Source organism: Sporosarcina sp. ACRSL, from assembly GCF_022346605.1.
Classification (GTDB): Bacteria; Bacillota; Bacilli; order Bacillales_A; family Planococcaceae; genus Sporosarcina.
Genome location: NZ_JAKRNT010000010.1, coordinates 103,211 through 126,274, shown reverse-complemented (window position 1 = coordinate 126,274; position 23,064 = coordinate 103,211). Strand labels below are relative to the sequence as shown.

The 23,064-nt window shown below is 40.5% G+C and carries 20 protein-coding genes, 1 other RNA gene, 1 pseudogene and 1 riboswitch; of the genes and pseudogenes, 20 read left to right on the top strand and 2 right to left on the bottom strand.

The features are described from left to right. Positions 1–15: 15 nt before the first annotated feature. The 9 genes from MHZ92_RS15615 (at position 16) to MHZ92_RS15575 (ending at position 8,447) form a co-directional block, all read left to right on the top strand. Positions 16–1,320 (top strand): sensor histidine kinase, encoded by a 1,305-nt coding sequence (locus MHZ92_RS15615; RefSeq protein ID WP_239432646.1) that lies wholly within the window; start codon positions 16–18, stop codon positions 1,318–1,320. Positions 1,321–1,401: 81 nt separating this feature from the next. Continuing rightward, the gene (locus MHZ92_RS15610) at positions 1,402–2,202 is read left to right on the top strand and encodes a hypothetical protein (RefSeq protein ID WP_239432645.1); all 801 of its coding nucleotides are present in this window, start codon (positions 1,402–1,404) and stop codon (positions 2,200–2,202) included. A 259-nt stretch (positions 2,203–2,461) separates the two neighbouring features. After that, complete coding sequence (locus tag MHZ92_RS15605) at positions 2,462–3,028, top strand: hypothetical protein (protein ID WP_239432644.1); 567 nt, start codon at positions 2,462–2,464, stop codon at positions 3,026–3,028. 185 nt (positions 3,029–3,213) lie between these two features. Next, the gene (locus MHZ92_RS15600) at positions 3,214–3,519 is read left to right on the top strand and encodes an ATP-binding protein (protein ID WP_370644766.1); all 306 of its coding nucleotides are present in this window, start codon (positions 3,214–3,216) and stop codon (positions 3,517–3,519) included. Then, positions 3,512–4,018, top strand: a complete 507-nt coding sequence (locus MHZ92_RS15595; protein WP_239432643.1) for a hypothetical protein — start codon at positions 3,512–3,514, stop codon at positions 4,016–4,018. The genes MHZ92_RS15600 and MHZ92_RS15595 overlap by 8 nt, the downstream gene beginning before the upstream one ends. A 38-nt stretch (positions 4,019–4,056) precedes the next feature. After that, positions 4,057–5,163, top strand: a complete 1,107-nt coding sequence (locus MHZ92_RS15590) for a TolB family protein (RefSeq protein WP_239432642.1) — start codon at positions 4,057–4,059, stop codon at positions 5,161–5,163. A 17-nt stretch (positions 5,164–5,180) separates the two neighbouring features. Continuing rightward, positions 5,181–5,536: a transfer-messenger RNA gene (gene ssrA, locus MHZ92_RS15585) on the top strand. Positions 5,537–5,909: 373 nt separating this feature from the next. Next, the gene (locus tag MHZ92_RS15580) at positions 5,910–6,992 is read left to right on the top strand and encodes an aromatic ring-hydroxylating oxygenase subunit alpha (protein WP_239432641.1); all 1,083 of its coding nucleotides are present in this window, start codon (positions 5,910–5,912) and stop codon (positions 6,990–6,992) included. Between the two features lie 60 nt (positions 6,993–7,052). Continuing rightward, on the top strand, positions 7,053–8,447 hold the full coding sequence (locus tag MHZ92_RS15575) for an amino acid permease (protein ID WP_239432734.1): 1,395 nt from the start codon (positions 7,053–7,055) through the stop codon (positions 8,445–8,447). Positions 8,448–8,612: 165 nt separating this feature from the next. On the opposite strand, the gene MHZ92_RS15570 is transcribed toward MHZ92_RS15575, so the two are convergent. Further along, a complete protein-coding gene (locus tag MHZ92_RS15570; RefSeq protein ID WP_239432640.1) occupies positions 8,613–10,070 on the bottom strand; it encodes an amino acid permease in 1,458 nt (485 codons plus the stop codon). A gap of 78 nt (positions 10,071–10,148) precedes the next feature. After that, positions 10,149–10,327, bottom strand: a riboswitch (Lysine riboswitch). Positions 10,328–11,178: 851 nt separating this feature from the next. Between MHZ92_RS15570 and MHZ92_RS15565 the strand changes: the two genes are divergently transcribed. The 8 genes from MHZ92_RS15565 (at position 11,179) to MHZ92_RS15530 (ending at position 19,321) form a co-directional block, all read left to right on the top strand. Next, a complete protein-coding gene (locus MHZ92_RS15565) occupies positions 11,179–12,879 on the top strand; it encodes a methyl-accepting chemotaxis protein (protein ID WP_239432639.1) in 1,701 nt (566 codons plus the stop codon). A 336-nt stretch (positions 12,880–13,215) separates the two neighbouring features. Continuing rightward, the gene (locus MHZ92_RS15560) at positions 13,216–13,593 is read left to right on the top strand and encodes a hypothetical protein (RefSeq protein WP_239432638.1); all 378 of its coding nucleotides are present in this window, start codon (positions 13,216–13,218) and stop codon (positions 13,591–13,593) included. A 227-nt stretch (positions 13,594–13,820) separates the two neighbouring features. Beyond that, positions 13,821–14,585 carry an IclR family transcriptional regulator gene (locus tag MHZ92_RS15555; protein WP_239432637.1) on the top strand — a complete coding sequence of 255 codons (765 nt, stop codon included), beginning with the start codon at positions 13,821–13,823 and terminating at the stop codon, positions 14,583–14,585. Positions 14,586–14,597: 12 nt separating this feature from the next. Beyond that, positions 14,598–15,587 carry a tripartite tricarboxylate transporter substrate binding protein gene (locus MHZ92_RS15550; RefSeq protein WP_239432636.1) on the top strand — a complete coding sequence of 330 codons (990 nt, stop codon included), beginning with the start codon at positions 14,598–14,600 and terminating at the stop codon, positions 15,585–15,587. A 134-nt stretch (positions 15,588–15,721) separates the two neighbouring features. Continuing rightward, the gene (locus MHZ92_RS15545) at positions 15,722–16,165 is read left to right on the top strand and encodes a tripartite tricarboxylate transporter TctB family protein (protein ID WP_239432635.1); all 444 of its coding nucleotides are present in this window, start codon (positions 15,722–15,724) and stop codon (positions 16,163–16,165) included. A 13-nt stretch (positions 16,166–16,178) separates the two neighbouring features. Continuing rightward, positions 16,179–17,684 carry a tripartite tricarboxylate transporter permease gene (locus MHZ92_RS15540; protein WP_239432634.1) on the top strand — a complete coding sequence of 502 codons (1,506 nt, stop codon included), beginning with the start codon at positions 16,179–16,181 and terminating at the stop codon, positions 17,682–17,684. Positions 17,685–17,704: 20 nt separating this feature from the next. Beyond that, entirely contained in the window at positions 17,705–18,664 is a 960-nt protein-coding gene (locus MHZ92_RS15535; protein WP_239432633.1) for a sugar kinase, read from the top strand. Between the two features lie 6 nt (positions 18,665–18,670). Further along, positions 18,671–19,321, top strand: coding sequence for a bifunctional 4-hydroxy-2-oxoglutarate aldolase/2-dehydro-3-deoxy-phosphogluconate aldolase (locus MHZ92_RS15530; protein WP_239432632.1), 651 nt, complete (start codon positions 18,671–18,673; stop codon positions 19,319–19,321). Positions 19,322–19,471: 150 nt separating this feature from the next. On the opposite strand, the gene MHZ92_RS15525 is transcribed toward MHZ92_RS15530, so the two are convergent. Beyond that, positions 19,472–20,011, bottom strand: a complete 540-nt coding sequence (locus tag MHZ92_RS15525; RefSeq protein ID WP_239432631.1) for a GNAT family N-acetyltransferase — start codon at positions 20,009–20,011, stop codon at positions 19,472–19,474. Between the two features lie 188 nt (positions 20,012–20,199). On the opposite strand from MHZ92_RS15525, the pseudogene MHZ92_RS15520 reads away from it, so the two are divergent. The 3 genes and pseudogenes from MHZ92_RS15520 to MHZ92_RS15510 form a co-directional block, all read left to right on the top strand. Further along, positions 20,200–20,533 (top strand): annotated as a pseudogene (locus tag MHZ92_RS15520) (arsenate reductase/protein-tyrosine-phosphatase family protein); the annotation flags it as partial. Between the two features lie 452 nt (positions 20,534–20,985). Beyond that, entirely contained in the window at positions 20,986–21,783 is a 798-nt protein-coding gene (locus MHZ92_RS15515; protein WP_239432630.1) for a DUF6414 family protein, read from the top strand. Continuing rightward, the gene (locus tag MHZ92_RS15510; protein WP_239432629.1) at positions 21,784–22,914 is read left to right on the top strand and encodes an AAA family ATPase; all 1,131 of its coding nucleotides are present in this window, start codon (positions 21,784–21,786) and stop codon (positions 22,912–22,914) included. The last annotated feature ends 150 nt before the right edge of the window (positions 22,915–23,064 follow it).

The window sequence follows — 23,064 nt, the reverse complement described above, 5'->3', positions numbered from 1 at the left end:
GCTATGTTCAAAGATATGGTTAAACATGCTGAGGAAAGAAGCCTGGCAGATCATTATATTATCACATCTTCGGTTGTAAAAGATTTTAATGCTGTTGAAAGCCGCGGAATCCATATAGAGGAAGCTATTGATTCTCTCCTCCGGCAATATAATAATTTTTCAGGAGATCAAAAGGTTGGATTGGCTCTATATCAGAATGATCAGTTTGTCTATTCAAATCGACAGGAAAATGCATGGATGAGCGAATTACAGAAGCCGCTGGATGATGGTAATCGGATAGTTTCGTTTCAAAAATCAGACCAACGTACTTATGTCAATGTTTCTGGAATGCTACCTGCACCATATGACACTTATACAATGGTTTATCAATATGACGCGACAGATGCTATCACAGCATGGGAAAAGATGAAAAACATGTTGTTTTTAGTGGGGCTCATTCTTTCCATTTTGCTTGCTTTAGGCCTTGTTTTACTGCTTAACCGTATATTCAAGCCTTTGGCACAAATTTCGCAAACATCCCGCAATATTGCTGCTGGCGCTTACGAAACTAGACTTCCGGTATTAGGAAATGACGAGCTGTCTGAAATGGCGCAAAGCTTCAACTATATGGCGGTGGAAGTCCAACATCAGATGGCGGAGTTAACTACCGCAGCAGAGAAAAAGCAGCAGTTCATAGATAATTTTGCCCATGAGCTCCATACACCCCTAACTGCTATTTACGGGTACGCGGAATACTTGCAAAAGGCAGTCATGACTGAAGACGACAGGATGTCTGCAATCAGTTATATTATGTCGGAAAGCCGGCGTATGCAAGCATTGGCTAATCAATTGCTCGATCTGGCAAACTATAGAAATGATCAACTCGCTTGGGGAGAACAAAACATAACCGATCTCTTTCAGTCTGTCAAACAGACCCTACATAAAAAGGCGATGGAAAAAGAAATCCAAATCGAATTTTATAGTGAAATTGAGGTCATTTGGGGCGATGGATACTTGTTGAAAAGTCTGTTTGTCAACCTAATGGACAATGCAATCAAGGCGTGTGGATCGGGAGGACACATCATCGTAAATGCTGTCATGGAAGCAGGAAAGAGTATTATCAGCATCAAGGATAACGGTAAAGGGATGCCTCCTGATATAATCCGGCATATTACAGAACCCTTTTATCGCGAAGAGAGATCACGAAACCGCAGGGACGGCGGTGCCGGATTAGGCCTTGCCATCTGTCAACAGATTGTCTTGCATCACGGGGCGGAGCTAGAATTTATGAGCCTTCCCGGCGAAGGAACGACAGCAAAAGTAATCTTTACAACTTCATAATAACTTGATGATGGTTCTATAATCCGGCCATCTTATACTACGTATTGTGATCACACACAAAACGATGAAGGAGAGATTCAGATGAAAGTAAACAGATTGGAAGGAAAAGGATTAAAGAAAACCGTATTAACGGCTGTAGTAGCCATTGGGGCAAGCGCAATTCTGTTTCAGGGAGTTACATTGGGGATGACGGAGGCGGAATTCAAAAAAACAAATACGATCCCTACAAGCTATGCGAATGTTACAGCCAGTTTACCTCAAGCGGCACCAAACAGCTTGCCGGAAGGCTATACCAAAGCAAATTATACGGTGGGTGCACATAACAATGAATGGTACCACACCCAAATACCAACAAGTAAAGACATGACAAAAGAAGATGCATCTGAAATAGGCGCACAGGCCCTTTGGGAGATATTTGACCTGAACCTAGAAGGTCAGGTGATTGAAATGGGCTATCAACAGCCAAGCGAAGGTTATTCCCGTTCGATCTGGACCGCCGAAGTGATGATCAACGACGAGCGCAGTTATTTCTTCACTGTGGACTCTGTAACCGGAGAATTAATTAGCATTGGCCGATTCCAAACGCTGGATAGAAAGGCTATCCCAGCCGTTGATGCGGCGCTTGAAAAAAATCCACAGGAATATGTTGCGCTAGCAAAGAAACTAGCGGAGAAATATAACGTCGTTCACAGCACAGTTAAGTCGGTTGCATACGACGGCCAGGGTTACGCGACCAATGGTCAAGGCAGCTATGCACCTCAGATTGACGTTGAAATCACAGGCGAAAATGGTGAAGTTGCTTTGATGATTTTCTCTCGAGATGATGGGGCATTGGTCCAGATCAATTTTAATCGTGAATTCAATGAAAAGTTCATTAAGTAGGGGCAGTAAAGAGCCGAAGAGCTTGAGAAGTCAGCTCTCCCTGCCAAAGAAAACGAAGCACCCACTCTGAGGGGGTTGGATTTGCAGTGAGACATTTTCGTGCATTGTTCAAATAAATTTCAGCCCTTAAGCCGCCACAACGTTGGCGGCTTTTTTAACCATAGAGTCCAATATGGTGGAAGGAACAAAAGATTATATATTATTTCCAATTAGCGACTTACATTTTACTCAAAGATTCCAATTTTAGGAGAAGATTATTATGAATAAGAAAAATAACAAGAGTATTACATTATTGTCAATAGTAGTAATAGTTTTTATTAGTTTAATCAGTTTAACTGGATGCAGTTTTGTGACAAACGATGAAGCAAATAATGATACTGGTACTAAAGAGCAAGTTAATACTGGTGTTGTAACTAAGCCTAATCAAGTTGCTCCAGAGTCGTACTATGGTGAGTGGATTATAAATCAAGTTCAAGCTTATGGAGTAGGCACATATAGTCGTGAAGATGCAGAAAGTTTATTAGGGAAAACATTAATCTTTACGGCTGACAAAGCAAGTTATTTTGGAGATCGACCCTCAGCTATAGAAAAGGTGGCTACCAATCCTATTTACACCGAAACGATTATTTCAGAAAGTGATTTCGTAGAAAATAATCGTATCCCTTTTGATATTTTAGGAATTAAAGGACCTACTATTACAGAAATTAATGTTTCAGGTTCAAATGGCCCTGTTTCTACATTCTTCATAAAAGATGATAATACATTAATTATATCCGGTGGAGGCACATATTTTGAGCTTATTAGGAAAGCCTCAAAGAAACAGTAGGCAATGTTGTAGATTCTGAGAACAAAACAATTACAGTAGATTAGGTAGAACTTCTTTTCTTAACAGATGAAAAGAGACTAAATGAGCTGTTAAGAGCGGTCTTCCTAGTTGGAGAGCAAGAGCCTTTATTACAAATTAAACAAAGAGGAAGAACTTTTCGTAAACATAGATGCTAGAAGAACGCCATTCGACACGCAGAGGAAAACAGTGTTATAACCATTAGCATCGAGCAGAAATATGCCAAAAAGGTAGTCATAGTAATCGAGAACACAGGACCTCCTATTGCAGAGGGCGATTTGAGAAGGTTATGGGACCAATTCTACTGGGTTGAGCATTCCCTGGGGCGTAGATCTGGAGGAACCGGTCTAGGACTCGCGATCGTCAAACATATACTGGAGCTTCATGATAGCGAGTTTGGTGTGGAGAATACCTACCAAGGCGTTGCATTTTCTTTTACCTTAAATGAAAGCGGAGGAGAACTACATGAATAACAAGAAATTTATCTATATCATTTCAGCTCTATGCACGCTGCTTATGATAAGCGGTTGTGCCGGAAAATCACAATTTGGCACATCAGATACCGTTAACGCACAGCCAGCTGAAACCACTCAAGACGACAGCACCACATTAGATGATGATTCAGCAAGTACCGACGATGAAATATTAATTATTATAGATCAGACCCCCAAACCGATAGAGGGAAATAGTTTTGATTTCGTAGTGAAACAGGTCCCAGAAGGGTTCGCTCTAGCCGAAATGCAGTGGATTACCCCGCATACCATTATTGCAGATTCGGTTCAAGATGCCATTGAACACGGAGCTAATGGGGAACATGGATTTTACATTAGTGGGGACGGGCAATTCTCCGGCTTCATGTATCTGGATTATATGAGAGGCGAGGAAGGCCAGGTTGTATTTCTATTTAAAGATGCTCAAGGCAATGAGTTGACTTGGAAAAAGGAATTAACTTTGAGTCAGTCAGCAAACTGATGTTTTTACATGAGATAAAAGACAAGGGGATGGTCAACATGAAAAAGTTAAAAATTTCAGTATTTGCTGCGCTCCTATTTGTCTTATCTATTCTTACTGCTTGCAGCATGCAGCAGGTGGAAAGTAGGACAGAGATTCAAGAGCCGGTTGATAGCAGTACCGATATTGAAAACAAAAACACCGAAACCGACTCACCCTCAATTTCCATTGAAAAAATCGATAAATATGAGGGAATGGAAATTACTGATTGGTTAAATGAACAGACTGTTGTCCTTTCAAAGGAAAACGAAGAGCTTGAAAAAATGAGCCTCTTAGAGAATTCCGAATTCTACCCCAGAAGCATATACTTGTATAATCTGGATACCAAAGAATACAAAACAGTAAAAGCCCAAAAGAATATGTTTCTCGGCGGGGCGACATTGTCTCCTGACAAAAAATACCTATTGTACAATGAATACTCTATTGGAGATGTCGCCTATTTTCTGATGAGTATGGACGCCCTGGAACAATCTACCGTGCCGGAGGACAATCTCGGTGTCGCCTATACGGCCGAGTGGACTGACGATCAACATGTAATCGGTGCTTCCTATCACGGTGGCGCATATTTGGCTGATTCGAGTAGGAATCTTACTCAGATTGCCGAGCTGCAGGAGGATCAATTGCTCACGGTGCAAAAAATGCAGGATAAAATCTACTATATAACCACCGACAGCCCGTCTTTCCAGTTATATATGCTGGATCTGGTGACCAAAGAGAAAAAGAATCTGAAGGTCGATAATGCGGATGGAATCATTCCCTCGCCCGATGGGAAGCTAATGTTGATTTCTCAAGGAACGGAATCTACGAGAAGGCTTCTTCTTGTTGATGCAAAGGGAAATATCTTAAAGACAATCACTGAGGGTTCTGAGGTGACAGGTGCTTCCTGGTCTCCCAACCAGCTGATGATCGCATACCAACTCAAATCTGTCATCAATGGCGTAGAGAATAGCGGACTCTATCTGTATGATGTATTAACTGATAAATCCGTACAAGTTGCAGCGAATGTCGGAAATGCTAACATCAGATGGAGCCCTTCCGGTAAAAAAATTGCCGTTACAGAACTAGATGAAAGAAACTATAGCAGTAGTATCATATATTTGAAATAGTAATCACTGCTAGTGTTGGGTACCAGGTTCTAAACACTTGACTGAGCTTGAGCTGCGCGTCGGAGGGCTCGTCTCCGTCAGAAACGGCAGTTAATAATAACTGGCAAAACAAACAACAACATAGCATTCGCAGCTTAAGCTTGTGAATCTGCCTGACAGTTCCATCGCCCATGTGGCATTGTTAGGCTCACCTATTAAGGGATACGGTGACGGTCGCCGCCTGAGGCCGTTACAAGAGACTAACAGGATAGCGCACACGGATAGCCTTGATTGACGGCAAACGTGCGCGCGAATCCAAGTAGTCAATCTACACGCGTAGACGCTGAAGTATTGGAGCCTTTGGACGCGGGTTCGACTCCCGCCGTCTCCATAGTTTATATTGGAAACAGCAAAGATAAGAAGCACAAATTCTCTGTATGGGGAATTTGTGCTTCTTTTATGTCAAAAAAATTAAATGACGTAATCAACTCGGAAAAATCATTGCTAATAGTGGAAGAAAATAATAAGTATTCTATATGACGCTTGCATCTGCACAACTTTATTATGAAACAGCAAAAATTAAAGGCTATAAGATAAACTTTGTGATAATATGATATCAATTGAAAGAATAATATTAATTTTCAACCATTGTTTCTTAAAGAGGGGGGACAAGGTCATAGAATCGATTCATTAAACGCAATATCGCTCATAAAGTGGTAGGGAAGATGATTGAATGACGTTCATTAATTAAAAGGGGGAGTTCATCAATGAAAAATGAAGTAAGCGTCAGCGAAAAATTGAGTGAAGCGCACACATTGCCATCTTGGCTGTATACGGATCCGGAAGTGTTGGACTTCGAATTGAGGGAAATCTTCAGTAAAACCTGGCAGTACGTTGGACATGTTAGCGAATTCAAAAAGACGGGCGATTATATTACAACTGAAATCGTAGGCAAGCCGATTTTTGTGACATTGGGCAACGATGGGGAGATTCGTGCCTTTTATAATGTCTGCAGCCACCGTGCTGCGAAGCTGCTCGAAGGGGAAGGGAATAAGCGCATCATCACTTGCCCGTACCATGCTTGGTCTTACCGGCTGGATGGGTCGCTCAACAACGCTCCAAATATGAAAGGTGTCGAGAACTTTGATCCATCCGCCTTTTGCTTGCATGACGTCAGATTGGAGATTTTCGAGTCGTTCATCTTTGTGAATCTCGATCCGGATGCAGAACCGATGGCAAAGATGTTCGACGGATTATTTGAACATGTGAAAAAAGACAATTTGGATCAATTCAAGAAAACGCGGGTGAAAGAAACAGTCTGTCATTCGAATTGGAAAATCGGTATCGATAATTATCTGGAATGCGATCATTGTCCGGGTGTCCATAAATCACTCGTCTCCAAAGTGGATATGAAGCAATATGAATCAAAGCTTTACGACAATTACGTTTATCAAGCGACACCTCTAAAAGGACAAACCGCTGATTTCGAAATGGGACAGGGGGGGAGATACTACTGGCTTTATCCGAATATGTGGTTTTCGTTTGACCCTGGCCCACCTAATGTATCCATTCACCAGTCGATTCCAATTGATCATAAAACTACGAAGTACGTCTATACGACTTTTTTCATGAACGATACGATCACGGAAGAGGAAGAAGAGCTAATGGCCGTCGATCAAGACGTGCGCCGGGAAGACAAGGAGATCTGTGAGGTTGTCCAAAAGGGGATCGAAACGGGTGTGTACAAACAAGGCAGGTTTTCGCTCACTGAAAACTGTGTCCACCATTTTCATCTGCTTATGCAAAAAAGATTAGAACCGATTTTGCCATTGAAGAAAGTTGAGGTCTGAATTTTTGTAAACGCTTTCATTTGCAGGCGATCAAAGTCTAGGAGGAGGATGGTGGTGGAGATGAAGACGATACAAGAGAGTCCGCAAAAGCTTAGGCGGGAGATGAAGAGCAGACACCTATTCATGATTTCCCTCGGGGGTGTCATTGGAACCGGCCTGTTTATCGGTTCGGGGTATGCCATCGGGGAGGCCGGGCCGATCGGTACAATTTTAGCTTATCTGGTAGGTGGACTCCTCATGTATCTGGCCATGGTATGTCTAGGGGAGTTATCCGTCGTCATGCCGGTTTCAGGTTCTTTTCAGGCGCATGCGACGAAGTTTATTGGTCCTGCATCAGGATTCGTCATCGGATGGGTGTATTGGCTGAGTTGGGCGCTTTACGTCGGTCTTGAATTTATCGCGGCGGGCTTGTTGATGGGCAGATGGTTTCCGGATGTCCCCATATGGATTTGGTGTGCAGTATTCGTCGTTCTCCTGTTCACCATCAATTCGCTTAGTACAAAAAAATTCGCCGAAACGGAATATTGGTTTGCGGGTATAAAAGTATTGGCAGTTATTCTGTTTATCGGTATCGGCTTGTGTGCGATGTTCGGTTTGATCACAATGGATGGGACGTCGGCTCCTTATCTATCAAATATCATCGGAGATGGTGTTTTCCCTACAGGGCTGACCGGGGTTTTCATCGTCATGATGACTGTCATTTACGCATTCCAAGGCTCTGAAATCATGGGGGTGGCAGCGGGGGAAACAGAGGAACCGGAGAAAAACATCCCGAAGGCCATCCGCAACATCGTTGTGCGTATCCTAGTGTTCTACGTATTGGCGATTTTTGTCCTGTCGGCAATCGTCCCATGGAAAGAAGCGAGTGTTCTGGAAAGCCCATTCGTCACTGTTTTTGATATCGTCGGGATTCCTTACGCCGCGGATATCATGAACTTTGTCATCTTAACGGCCATCCTTTCCGTCGGGAACACGGGACTATTCGCTTGTACTCGGATCCTTTATTCATTGTCCAACGACGGGATGGCGCATCCGATGTTCGGAAAGTTGAATAAAAACGGCGTTCCGATAAATGCGCTACTAGTTACTCTCGGATTTGCACTTCTTTCCTTGCTGACCAGTGTCATTGCGGAGACCACACTCTTTGTCGTCCTTCTATCGGTCAGTGGAATCGGGGGGACAATTACGTGGATGGCCATCGCAATTTCCCAATATCGTTTCCGGAAGCAGTATGTGAAAGAGGGAGGAAAGCTTGAAGATCTGAAGTTCCGGGTTCGCCTGTTTCCATTCGTACCGATCCTTTGTATTGCAATTTGCGCATCGTTATTCGTTTTCGCCGCAGTCGATCCGACGCAGCGGTTATCACTCGCTTTAGGGTTCGGTTTTATCGGGGCGTGTTATTTGTATTATTATTTGAGGTATACGCGAAAAAGGAATACTGTTCTTTCTCAGTAAGAAGAGAAGGATATTCGAATGAGTGAGTTTCAGCAATAAATCAATACTCTTCTCTACAGTTCTCCCGGGACGGGTTCTAGAAGAATTCGCGATATCAGTAAGATATATTAAAATACAGCCGAATGGAGGAGGTGAACCTCTCTCATCCGGCTGTTTTTCATACGATTATTTACTTTCAAAGTCACAGTCCTTCAATGGAATCAACTTTGTTTTGTGCTTAACTTTATAAATCAGCCAAACGATCAAGAAGAGGGGGAGGCCGATATAGGAAACGAGCGCGCCATTCCAATCGATTTCGCCGCCCGTAAAGGCTTGGAAGTTTTGGCCGGCAATGATGAAGATACATAGGACCAGGGCCAATAAAGGGCCGAATGGGAACCATTTTGCGCGATAAGGAAGATCCGACAGATTACCGCCTTGCGCAATATAGGCCCTTCTGAAACGATAATGGCTGATGGCAATCCCAAGCCATGTAACAAATCCAGCCATCCCCGAAGCGTTCAACAACCAGACGTATACCGTACCATCCCCGAAGAAAGTGGATAGGAAGGCAAGGGAGCCAACTAATGTCGTGGCGATCAACGCATTGACCGGCACGCCTCTCTTATCCAATTTTCCTAAAAACTTCGGTGCATTCCCACTACGTGCCAAATCCCAAAGCATACGCGTTGAAGCATACATCCCTGAATTACCCGCAGATAATACGGCAGTCAAAATGATGGCGTTCATGACAGAAGCGGCAAAAGCAAATCCAGCCCGTTCAAAGACGAGTGTGAATGGACTGACAGAAACCGACTCACTCAATAATCGTGCATCCGTATACGGAATAATCATCGCGATGACGAAAATCGAAAAGACGTAGAAAAGGAGGATGCGCCAAAATACGGAGTTCACCGCTTTTGGAATCGTCTTTTCCGGATTTTCACTTTCCCCAGCGGCGACTCCAAGCAATTCCGTACCTTGGAATGAAAAGCCCGCTGCCATGAAAATGCCCAGGATGGCAAAGAATCCTCCGTTGAACGGTGCATCGCCAATCGTGAAGTTCGTAAAGCCGACTGCTTCGCCGCCCATGATGCCAAAGATCATCATAAACCCTGTAATGATGAAAATGATGACCGTAACAACTTTAATAAGTGAAAACCAAAATTCCGCTTCGCCAAAACCTTTAACGGACATATAGTTGAAGCCGAACATGATCAGAAGCGCAAGTCCGCTCCATAAGAACGAAGGACTTTCCGGAAACCAGAATTTCATGATCAGCACAACCGCCGCCAGTTCCGCGGCAATCGTGATCGCCCAGTTGTACCAATAATTCCAGCCAATCGCAAACCCGAATGCCGGATCGACGAAGCGAGTAGCATATTCTTTGAAGGAACCTGCTACCGGCATATAAGCGGCCATCTCCGCAAGACTTGTCATTAGGAAGTAAACCATGATTCCGACAGCAACATAGGCGACCAATGCCCCTCCTGGTCCTGCAGTATGAATCGCCCCGCCACTTGCCAAGAAAATCCCAGTTCCAATCGAACCTCCAAGGGAAATCATCATCAGATGGCGAGCTTTCAATGTTCTTTTCAATTGGGGTGTATTCGTAGATGTTAAATTGTTCTCCAAGTTGTCCACTCCTTTTTGTCACGGAAGGGCACATAAAAAACAGCCATCGAAGAAAATCGACGGCTGTTGGATAAGTGCGTTAATCCTTCCGAAGATAGTTCTCCACGTCGAAAAACGTGACAGTGATGCTCCTATTCGAAAACATCACCAGCATGGATATCCAATGATCTATCCACACTTCGGCAACTCATCCTTTCAAACGGAGTCAACAATTTCAGAGAATCTCGTCCGTCCTACTCTTATAAGCTGCAGCCTCTATCCCATCGGTGAATGGGAGTATTAAATTAATGTGTAAATTATAGTAGAATATTATTCATAATTCAATGGTAATCATTACATATTCATTGTCTTTAGGAGTATTGAAAATGTAACTTCTGCTACATAATAATTTTAAGATCTGTTTAAACTCTTTCGCATCAGCCGTTTCCAACAATTCATAAACCGTCAACGCTTGTGCCGAGAATACCAAGTGCCTTCATCTTCTCTAGTCCAAGTTGTTTATTTGCCAGAGTGCCGGAAGATATGGCATCTTTAACGACTTGTACCTCACATCCAAAACCGCAAGCAGCTGATCAGCTTCCTAATTATCGATTAACGTCTCAATGTCACCATTCTCGCCAGTTTCCCTTGCACATTTACTAATACAAATACTTACCTAGTACTTCAATTTGTTCCGTATACTCCCATCTTCTATAAGCAATTTTACTCTATCCGGATTCCCAAATGCATTGCCTTCCTTAAACTATCTATTAGAGCTAAAAGTGGTTATTAAATTAAATTCTTCTAATTAAATTAATAGTTTGATAATATGGAATGGATCATCTTAAAAAGAAAAGGGAGAGATTGGTTGACGTGGGAAATATGATTAGGTAAAACGTATTGAATTAAAAAAAGAAAACAGCAGTAATTTTCCAAGAGAAGACTTTTTGATACAAGCAGCTAAATGAAATGGCAAATCGTCTTGCGAATGCATTTAAAGCATGCGGCTATAAAAATGGGGATATCATAGCTGTATTGATGATTGTCGGATGTACATAGTTCATTTTCGGTAAAAAATAGCTTGAATAGGATTTCAAAAAAATCTTCTATTTAAATTGAAGAAATGGGGATGTATAAATTGAAATGGATTAGGGATATGAAAATCGCGACAAAAATAAGCATGATTGTAATAGCAATCTTACTAGTATTTTCAACGACAATCATGGTTACTATCAACCTTTTTGTAACAGATGTGATTAAAGAGATTGCCATTAAGACGGTTACTAAAGACTTAGAGTTAGGTTACCATACATTAGATAAGAAATATCCCGGTGATTGGGAAATCAAAGAGGGTTTGCTATATAAAGGAGATACACTCGTTAATAATAATTATGCAATAGTAGATGAAATCGCATCCATTACTAAAGGAACGTCAACGATATTTCAAGGAGATACACGGGTTACAACAAACGTCAAACTACCAAACGGTGAACGGGCTGTAAACACCCAAGCTTCTGCCGCCGTTGTTAAGTCTGTACTACAAGATGGTAGAAACTTCTACGGCGAGGCGGATGTTGCAGGTCAATTAACGCAAACTGCCTATCAGCCTATTAAAGCAAATGACGGTACAATCATCGGCATGTGGTATCTCGGTGAATCGACAGCTTTTATTGACGAAACGATTGCTTCTATCCGCAATCTCTTGCTTGCAGTATTAGCAATTGGGATTATTGTATCAGTCCTGATTGTCATCTTATTCACCAATAGAATTAAAAACCAATTAAGTGACATCGGAGCTACATTAGAAAAGGCCGGGGCAGGAGACTTTACAGGTTCGGTACATGTGCGTGGAAGAGATGAAATAGGCTTATTAGCGTCTAATTTTAATAGTATGAGAAAAAACTTGAGAGAATTAATATTTGATGTAACGGAAGTATCAAAAAATTTAGGAAGCCATAGCGATGAACTTGCACGGTCTGCAATTGAAGTCGGTCAAGGGACTGAGCAAGTTTCTGCTACTATGCAGGAATTGGCAAGCGGAGCAGAAACTCAAGCCCATCATACAAGTGAACTTTCTTCTGCCATGAATACATTTATAACGAAGATAGATGGTGCAAACTCCGAAGGACAAGCTATCCAACGATCGACGAAATCCGTTATAGATATGACAAGCGAAGGCTCGCTCTTAATTGAATCTTCTACAAAGCAAATGGGAATAATCGCTGACATTGTTAGTGAAGCAGTACAAAAAGTAGATGGACTTGATCGACAATCCCAAAGAATATCCGAATTGGTTGTCGTAATCAAGGGCATTGCTGAACAGACAAATTTATTAGCGCTAAATGCAGCAATAGAAGCAGCTCGAGCTGGGGAACAAGGTAAAGGTTTTGCTGTAGTTGCAGATGAAGTAAGAAAACTCGCTGAGCAATCTTCTGTGTCTGTAACTACTATTACAGAAATCGTCCAAGGTATTCAAAATGAATCCCGCGCCGTAGCTATGTCGTTAAGAGATAGTTATACAGAGGTACAAGAAGGTACTAGTAAAATCCAAGCTACAGACAAGACCTTCGAAAAAATTAGCAATGCTGTGGAGGGGATGGTAAAAAATATTACGGAAGTGTCAATGACCCTTTCAGAAATAGCAGAAAATAGTTATCGGATGGGTGATTCCATACAGGATATTGCCGCCATCTCTCAACAATCAGCAGCTGGAATCGAAGAGACATCCGCATCTACCGAACAAACAAGTGCATCCATGGAAAATGTCTCTTCAAGTTCTATTGAACTTGCAAAATTAGCAGAACGACTTAATCATTTAGTTCAACAATTCAAGCTTTGAAAACTTGTTTCATTGCTACTTTTATTTTAAAATCATTACCTACAAATACTATAATTGTATAAAAATAATCCGGAATTTAAGTGGAACCGTACCAGTCTGGTTGATCTTTTTTAAAAGCTTTTATGAATTATCGCAATGAAGCAAACACCATCTGTAGCAGAATGTCACTTCTACAGATGGTGTTTGTATTTTATCTCATATTACTCCCACTTAATGTTTGATACCAGGCATCGAAGCAATTCAAAATACTTCTGAGCTGTAAGCTCTATGGGAAGGGAACTCCGCGTGATTATTTTATATGTGCTCCTTGAACTTGGTTGGCGGTTTCATTGTAAGATGAATACGAATGAACTCAGAATAGTGTACCAGCTACCCGTAACTGTAACGTTGGATTTCCCAATTGCCTCTTCGATGTCCGTGTTTCAAATGAGCAGCCCCATATTTGACAGAGTAACGACGCATTTGAAACCTTGTTTAAAGATAGCTTATACGATGAAATTTCTAAGCATGCTGTACTTGGCGATGATGATTAGAGAGGCGTTTGTTGAAGAAGGATATTCATTAAGATATGATCCCAAGACAAATCAACAGTTTCCCATTTTACCGAATGATGTGTTGAGTAAATTGAGCAAGAAATATTCTTTTCCTTTTCTAATGCGCCAAATTTTTATTATTGTGATTTTGTTAGGCTCACAGTTTTATCTGGAACACTAACGTATTTTTGGTGAATAATTCATACTGCACAGATTTTACTAACGATTAAAGTCCAATTACACTGGGAAATTGGGCTTTTTTATATGTACTTATATTGCCGAATAAACAGGTAAATCGATAAATTCATAAATAATATATTGACAACGCTTTCATCGGGGATTAAAGTTAAATTATAATAAAGAACGCCGTTCCGTAATGAGGAACAGTGAGAGGGAGGGATAATATAGTTGGTTCAGTCCGTTGATCGTGCTTTACGCATACTCGAACTGCTAAAGGAACATCCAAATGGCCAGGGAGTGACTGAGGTCGCAAATTTCTTGCAGGTCGCAAAAAGTACTGCCCACCGGCTCCTGCTCTCACTAGAAAGGCACGGATATGTTCAGAAAGTAGGTAGAGAAAGTACTTATCGCTTGGGCTTGAAATTTATTGAAATGAATTATTTTGTTGTGAAGCATTTAAATATTGTTGAGATCGCCAAACCGCTTATTGAAAAACTTAGTAAGGAAACTGGTGAAATTGTTCACTTAGTCATGCTAGATAACCAACAAGTTGTTTATATCGACAAAGTGGACAACCTATCAGCTATTCGAATTTATTCACAAGTTGGCAGAAGGGCGCCACTGTATTGCACGGCAGTTGGTAAATGCATTTTAGCTCACAGAGACGAAGAAGAGCTTTATAGCTATATAAATCAAGTTCAATTCAAAAGGTTTACTGAACACACTCTCGCTAATGGAGAGGAACTAGTTGAGGAGCTTCATGCGATTAGAACAAGAGGGTACTCTTATGATAATGAGGAGCATGAATTAGGAATCCGTTGCGTTGCGGCGCCTATTTTTGACTATAAAGGGGAGGTTCAATACGCAGTCAGCGTTACGGGTCCCCTCTATAGAATGTCTGATGATATATTGAAAAACACAATTCCTAAACTTAGGGAAACTGTTGAAGAGATTTCTACCAAAATAGGATTTTCAAAAAATATGTATAAATAAGGAGGATTTTTCGTGAAGAATTTCAAGATATTTTCCATTTTAACTGTTTTAGTTTTATTATTAGCTGCATGTGGTGGAGGCAATAAAGACGGAGATAAAGGAGCGTCAAATGCTGCTGACTTTCCTAAAAAGAAGTTTGAGTTAATAGTTCCTTACTCAGCAGGTGGCGGTACGGATACAGTTGCCCGTTCTTTTGCGGATTTAGCTAAAGATGAAATTGGCCAACCAATCGGAGTCGTTAACCGTGAAGGCGGTGGTGGTGCCGTTGGTATGCAAAATGGTGCGAATGCAAAGGCTGATGGGTATTCTTTATCAGTTGTAACAGTTGAATTACTTACATTACCCCATACCGGCTTAGCGCAATTTACATATGAAGACTTCAGATTAGTTTCTCTTTTGAACGAGGATCCAGCTGCAATCACAGTTCGTGCAGATGCTCCGTGGAATACAATTGAAGAATTTATTGAAGCCGCAAAAACACAGAAATTAAAAGTTGGTAACTCGGGAACTGGAGCGATCTGGCACCTCGCTGGAGCTGCTTTTGAAAAAGAAACGGGTACTACGTTAAATCACGTGCCATTTGAGGGAGCTGCTCCAGCAGTAACTGCTCTTTTAGGTGGGCATATTGATGCGGTTTCTGTAAGTCCTGCTGAAGTGCTCACACATGTTGAGTCTGGTGATTTTAAGGTTCTTGCTGTAATGGCAGACGAGAGAGTAGAAAAGTTGTCTGACGTTCCAACCCTTAAAGAACAAGGTGTTGATTTATCAATTGGTACATGGAGAGGTATAGCTGTACCGAAAGATACTCCTGACGATGTTGTAAAAGTGTTGGAAGATTCCTTTGCTACAACGATTCAGAGCGAAGAATTCAAGGCTACCCTTGAGAAATTAAACTTAGGCCATCGTTATGAAAACGGAGAAGGTTTCTTGAATTTAGTTAAAGAACAAGATGCATTATTTGCAGAATTAATTCCTGCAATCGGCTTATCCCCACAAAAATAAATAAAAGTTGATAAAAGGCTAACGATGTTTAGCCTTTTACCTCATTTATCGTTAACGTTACATAAATGTTCAATAGATTTCTAATTTACGTGGGATGCTCTCACACCACAAACTTTTTTATTGGAGGTGTCATCATGACTCTGGCGAATCGGATTATTGGTATAGGTTTACTTCTATTTTCCATTTACGTTTGGTTAACTGCAAACGCATTCCCACCGTCAAATTCTATCGGCCCCGGAGCTGACTTTTTCCCAAAGGTAACAGCGACTATTCTTGGCATTCTATCAGTTTTACTAGTTTTTAAAAAAGAAGAGAATGCTGGTGATATTTTCACCTTACAACGCGGGTCCATTCCTCATTTTATTGGTGGGTTCATTTCATTAATCATTTACGTTATTTTAGTTCCTATTATAGGATTTTTTATCTCAACGGTACTTGTATCATTATTCTGGATGCTTTTAATGGGGATCCGTAGATGGGTTGTCTTAGTTTCCGTGTCAATCTTACTTAGTGTAGTCGTTGTGATTCTTTTTGAATATGTCATGAACGTTCCAATTCCACACGGAGTTTTATATTAAGGAGGGATAGAAAATGGATTTACTCCTGAATGGTTTTGCCCAAGTATTTCATCCTAGTATTTTCATCTTAATAATTGCTGGAGTGATCGCGGGTATCGTCATTGGTGCCTTACCCGGTTTGACAGCAACAATGGGTGTAGCCCTCTTCTTACCGATAACATTTGGTATGGATCCGGTCGCTGGTCTATTGCTTTTAGTCGGCGTTTACTTCGGAGGTGTATATGGTGGTTCCATTGCATCGATATTGCTGAACACACCTGGAACACCAGCCTCAGCTGCAACAGCTCTTGACGGATATCCATTTACAAAACAAGGAAAAGCCGGTAAGGCACTCGGAATTGCTGTTATTGCGGCAAGTACTGGTGGATTGTTTAGTGTGTTTATGTTGATCTTTATCTCTCCACAGCTTGCACAAATCGCGTTAGATTTTAGTGCACCTGAAATGTTTGGATTGGCTATATTCGGTTTAAGTATTATCTCCAGTATTTCAGGAGGATCTGTACTAAAAGGGTTAATTTCCGGGGTCTTCGGCCTTGTCATTTGTACAGTCGGTATGGACCCAATGACAAGCTACCCGCGTTTTACATATGATAACATTTCATTATTAAATGGATTGAATTTCATTCCAGTGATGATTGGGCTATTTGCAATTTCAGAAGCACTTGTCATTATGGAAGAGCAGTTAACGGGTGGAAAGGGATTCGGAAAAATCATTGCAAGCTACGCACTTCCAACGTGGAATGAGTTAAAGAAGCTTTGGGGAACGATTCTTCGTTCAAGTGGTATCGGAACGTTCATCGGTATTGTTCCTGGTGCCGGAGCCGATATAGCAGCTTTCGTTGCTTATAATGAAGCAAAGCGCTTTGCGAAAAAAGAAGAAAAAGAGACATTTGGAAAAGGGAATCCGAAAGGGATTGCAGCTCCTGAAGCAGCAGGTAACGCGTTAACAGGTGGTGCATTTGTACCGTTATTAACGCTTGGTATTCCAGGGGATGCCGTTACCGCGATCATGTTAGGAGCTTTAGTTGTACAAGGAATTCAACCAGGACCGCAATTATTCGAAACGAGTAGCGAATTAGTTTATACACTTTTTAGTGGTATGCTAGTAGCCAACGTTTTAATGTTAATCTTTGGATTAGTGGGGATTCGCCTTTTTACAACAATCTTAAAGGTGCCTAAAAATATCATTGCGCCTGTCATCATTGTATTGTCAGTCGTTGGTGCGTTTGCAATTTCCAACAATTACTTTGATGTATTTACTATGCTTGGTGCTGGTATTATCGGTTACTTCATGAAAAAGTTTGGTTTCCCTGCGTCACCAATTGTCCTTGCACTCATCCTTGGTCCAATGGCAGAAAGTGAAATGAGACGGGCACTTGTTATGTCAGAAGGAAGCTTTATGATTTTCTTGGAAAGACCGATTGCTTTAACATTTATTATTCTGGCTATCGTTTCACTAGTAGTACCATTAATTATGGGTCAAATTAAATCTAAAAAAGCAAAAGCAATAAACGAGTAAATATTTGGAGGTCATTCGTCATGTTTCCTGAACTTGTGACAATTGGAGAAACGATGGTTGTATTAGAAGCAGCAGAAGAGGGCCCCTTGAGATATGTTCCTCGGTTTAATAAAAAGCAAGGGGGAGCAGAATCAAATGTTGCGATTGGTGTAGCACGACTCGGTCATACTTCTGGTTGGATTAGTAAAGTAGGAGATGACGAGTTTGGCAAGTACCTAGTTTCTTCTATTCGCGGAGAGGGAGTCGATACCTCTCGGGTTCTGTATGATCAGGAATACCCGACAGGACTTTATATAAAAGAAAGAGTCAATCCCGAAAAAACGCAAGTGTATTACTATCGTAGTAATTCAGCTGCCAGTCAATTGACAAAAGAAGATATCGATTGGAATTATTTAAAGGAAGCTAAAATAATCCATCTCTCAGGAATTACACCTTTCCTAAGTGATAGCTGTCTTAAAGTTACACAAGCAGTAGTAGCTTTCGCTAAAGAAAATAATATTTTTCTTTCATTTGATCCGAATCTCCGTTTCAAATTAATGTCTGATCTAGATAACGCTAAAGAAATCCTATTACAACTGGCCAAGCAATCGGATCTATTTATGCCAGGTATTGATGAGGCAGCATTTCTAATTGGTACAGACAACTATGAAGAAATTGCGGAGTATTTCTTAACCGAAGGCGTTTCCCAAATTATTATTAAAAATGGAGAAAAAGAGACTTATTATGCATCGAAAAGCGGAGAGAGCGGTACTGTTCCCAGCTTCAAAGTAGAGCATGTGGTCGATCCCATTGGTGCAGGGGATGGTTTTGCAGCAGGTGTACTAACAGGTTTACTGGAAAATAAATCATTACGGGAGTCTGTTGAAATCGGCGCAAAGGTCGGGGCAATGGTCGTTACCGTAAAAGGAGATATTGAAGGATTACCTGAAAGAACCGAGCTGGAAAACTTCCAAAAGAAAGAACTAGATGTCCTAAGATAGGAGATGATGATCGTGAAACAAGAGTTGCTTACGAAAACATTGGAATCCGGTGTCGTCGCTGTTGTCCGTAAAATTGAAGAAGAAAAAGTCATCCATGTCATCTCGGCACTTGTGGAAGGCGGTATTACTGGGATCGAGGTTACCATGGATTCCCCGAACGCACTTGAGACAATCAAAGAGGCTAAGCAGTTATTTGGAGACAAAACTGTGATCGGTGCCGGAACAGTATTGGATGGAAATGCAGCCAATATAGCCATTCAACATGGAGCAGATTTTATCTTCGCACCTACGTTAAATCACGATACAATCGCGGTTGCCAACCGTTATGGAAAAATCGCTATCCCAGGAGTATTCACCCCAACAGAAATTTTACAAGCATATGAATGGGGTGCTGACGTTGTAAAAGTATTCCCAGCCAGCGTATTAGGCAGCCAATTCTTTAAAGATGTAAGAGGGCCACTTGGCCATATCCCAATGATGCCAACCGGTGGAATCAATCTTGACAATGTCAGTGAGTATATTAAGGCAGGAGCAGTCGCTGCCGGCGTTGGCGGTTCTCTCCTTAATAAAGACTTCATTGCCAATAATGAATGGGATAAGCTTACTGACTTGGCGCGCCAGTATGTGACGAAAATAGCGGAAACTAGAAACAATTAATTGCTGTGACAGCGGGTTATAGTAATCACGGATAGTTTAATAAAAGTGACTTTGCAGTTTAAGCTGCAATTGGATGACTTCGGTATTGAGCCGGAGTCATTTTTCAAAGTTGGTCTTATATTGTACGATGCACTATTCAAATTGTTAGCTTTATAATCCGAGTCTGGCACCTACTTCTGCATACTCTATATCTTTTCTTTCTGCATTCCAATTACCCCCTGTTTGTCCGTCCCATATCGCTCCTGTTTCAACGAAACCGACAGACGCAAACAACTTCCGGGCGGTATCGTTTACCATCCAATATGATGTAGCAACTGCATCGGCTTTTCCTTGTGGAAACGACTTTATGTAATCAATAACTTTCATCATTGCTTGTTTGCCAAATCCTTTGCCTTGATGCTTTTTATCAATCATAAAGCGATTAAGTCCATAAGTAGATTTATCTCCATATTTTTCACATAAAAATGCACTTTCCGCCAGTTCGAAAAATCCAATATCGACATATCCTATGACTTCATCATTGTTGCATATAGCGAAGATCATAGGAGGTTTTTCGTCGTTGAGTATCTTTACATAGGCTTTAGCCAAACAATATATGCTGGAATCCACATTTCCTTTCTGCTCGTCTGTTATGCTTAACTTCAACACTGCCTCAAAATTATCGTGGGTAATTTTTCTTAATTCAATCATTTTTCTTCCCTACTTCCGAAAATATAAATTCGTCGCATCTGCCCGTAACGCCGTTCCCCGTCCTCCGTGCCTTAACGACACCAGTATAGTATAGAAACCCAGATGTTTCCACATGAATATTCCAAGCCCCTCTGCGGTCTGCTCGCCGCCGCCGAGGAGCTTTTCATATAGAAAGCCAAAAATACAAAGGAGGATGGCAAGTTCTCAGTGCAGGAATTGAAGCACACGGGGGTAAATCCGAATGCGATAAAAGCGATGAAAGAGGCGGGCATCGATATTTCAAATCAAATATCGGATACTATTGATTCGGAAATCCTAAATAATGCAGATTTTGTTGTTACGCTTTGTGGAGATGCAGCTGATAAGTGTCCGACGACACCCTCACATGTTAAACGCGCTCATTGGGGATTTGATGACCCTGCTAAAGCAGAAGAAACGTATGAAGAAAAGTGGGCTTTTTTCCAGAGGGTACGTGATGAAATAGGTGCTCGGATTGAACACTTCGCTAAAACTGGTGAATAACAACGGATGGTTAAATGAGCTTATGGCAATAACGTTGAAAATTTGCCCCCGCAAGCTGTTTTTTATTCAAACATAGTCAAAAACGTAGTTATTTATTATCAACGCAAGATATAAATGCTTACAAGCATTGGTATTATAGCATTTTTATGAGTAGTGGGTTCGACTCCCGCCGTCTCCATAGTAGAAATTATAGAGAACAGTAATGAAAAGAAGCATGAATTCACCGGAAGGGGGATTTGTGCTTCTTTTTTGTTAAATCATATTGGGAAATTACGTTCGCATTTCTGCTCTTGAATGATAGAATAGAGGAAGTAGCTACATGTAGCGAATGTGTGGATGGCATGGTGCTTCCCCTTTAAATGCCTGTAGGATCTACTTGGTGTGGACGAGTGTTATATAGAGACATACGAAAAAGAATATGCCAATCCAATTAGTAAGGGAGTGTGTAGATATTGAGTGAGAATTTAAAGAAAATAGTCTACTTTGACGAGACTTCTGCAGTGGATTTGCTTCAAATTGAGAGAAAAGGTAACTTTAAAAGAACAATTGAACTGGTTAATGAAGTCAGTGGTGGGGCAAATGCTGATGCTAAAGCTTCAGCTGAGGCAGGAAAACAAAGCGCTCTTAAATTACTTGTTGAAAAAGCGACAGGACTAACTGGTAATGTTCAAGCAAGCTTAGGAGCATCTGGAGGATTTCATGGGGAAAGAATCGCTAAAACAATCATAGAAAACACCCTACTGTACGATTTTTTAGACAGCGTTGAATTTAGAAAAAGAAAGCCATTATTGGATATTGTAGATGGATATAAATTATCAGTAGATAAAGAGTCAATGACCTATTACGCTATGATAGCACCGATTACTCAAATGATGGATGGTCATCAACGAATCGATGAGGTCTCCAATATAACAATGACTGTTTCAAAAATGAATGAAGGAATTAGAGGCACCAAAGGTTATTATGAATTAATTGGTGAAAAAACAGATGATACTAGAGTTTTTCGATTTAATATTGATTCGTTTAAAAACAACTATCGTATACAAGATTTAAGGAGAATGAATCTAACACTTTACTCAATCCATGTTGGGGAAACAAAGCTAACAGATTTAAAATTCGAAACTGAATTTGAGCTTAATGCGCAAAAGAATGAAATTGAGTTTAATGGGTTTCGTGGTAAGGAGCCAAAACAAGAGGATTCTGATAAAGTTATACCTGTGTTTGATGTTATCTTAGCAGGGGTGAAATAAATGGAGAAAAATGTTCTTTTTAAAGGGTCAAAGAAAGACTTTAATGATTTACTTTCTAATGAGATGGTTGAAGAATATACACCTTTTATGGAACTCGTAAGACAATATAATGAAAAGATTCGTGCTAATGATTGGGCAGCTACAAAAGAGGTAGGACAATATAATAAGGAAAAGATTGAGAACGTGGTTATTTATGCTGATGATTTCTCTTCTGTAACTAGTCATGTTATCACTAATTTTCCTAACATTATAATATTAGGACATGATATTGAAAATCTTTATATCCAAAATGCCCCGAAAAGAGTAGAGTATTCACTTCGGGTTGAATTTGAACATGTTATTGAAGATAAATCATCTAATTATTATGAGGCTTCAGCAGAGGAAATCGTAAAGCTATATGAAATTTTGAATGCCGGAGAGGTTATAGGACAAGATGATGCTAAAAAACAGACTTGTGTTGGCTTGTATAAATCAATGGTATTGAGGGAGAAGAGACCTCTTGTACTTCTTTACTATGGTCCATCTGGAGTTGGTAAAACGGCACTAGCAAAAAATATTAGTGAGTTTTATCATGGAAAGTTAACACGTATTCAATTTTCTATGATGCAGACTGATGAAGCGTATAAATATATCTTTGGGGATGAACATGGTAAACCATCGTTAGCAAGAGATCTTCTTTCTAGGGAGACTAATATTATTTTAGTGGATGAATTCGATAAGGCTACACCAGCCTTATATAATGTATTTTATCAAATGTTTGATGAGGGAGAATTTGAAGATATCAATTATAAAGTTGATGTTTCGAATTGTGTTTTTATTCTGACGTCAAATTTTATTGATGAAAAACATGTTGCCGGAGTAGTAGGATTTCCTATATTCTCAAGAATTGATACTAAAATTAAATTCACTCAATTAACAAACGATGAACTTAGGCAAGTGATCGAAAAAAACTTTTCTGGTATTTATGAAAAACTAAGTGAAAAGGATAAAATAATTATAGAAAACTCCAAGCTGAAAGAAAAATATCTTGAGTCTGTTGAGATATTTAAAAATATTAGATTACTTGACAAGTTTATTGAAAATGATGTGTTCAATATTTTGTTTGAAAGTAAATTGAGGGAGTTTAGTTAAGAGATTTTTATTTCGTGGGAGGGGCTTGGCTCCGTCAAAAACGGCAGTTAACAATAACTGGAAAAATAAACAAGATTTCATATGGCGTCAAAACCCTTGTATATCAAGGGTTTTTTTCTTTTTGTCTTTATTATCTAGTTTTATTTGTAG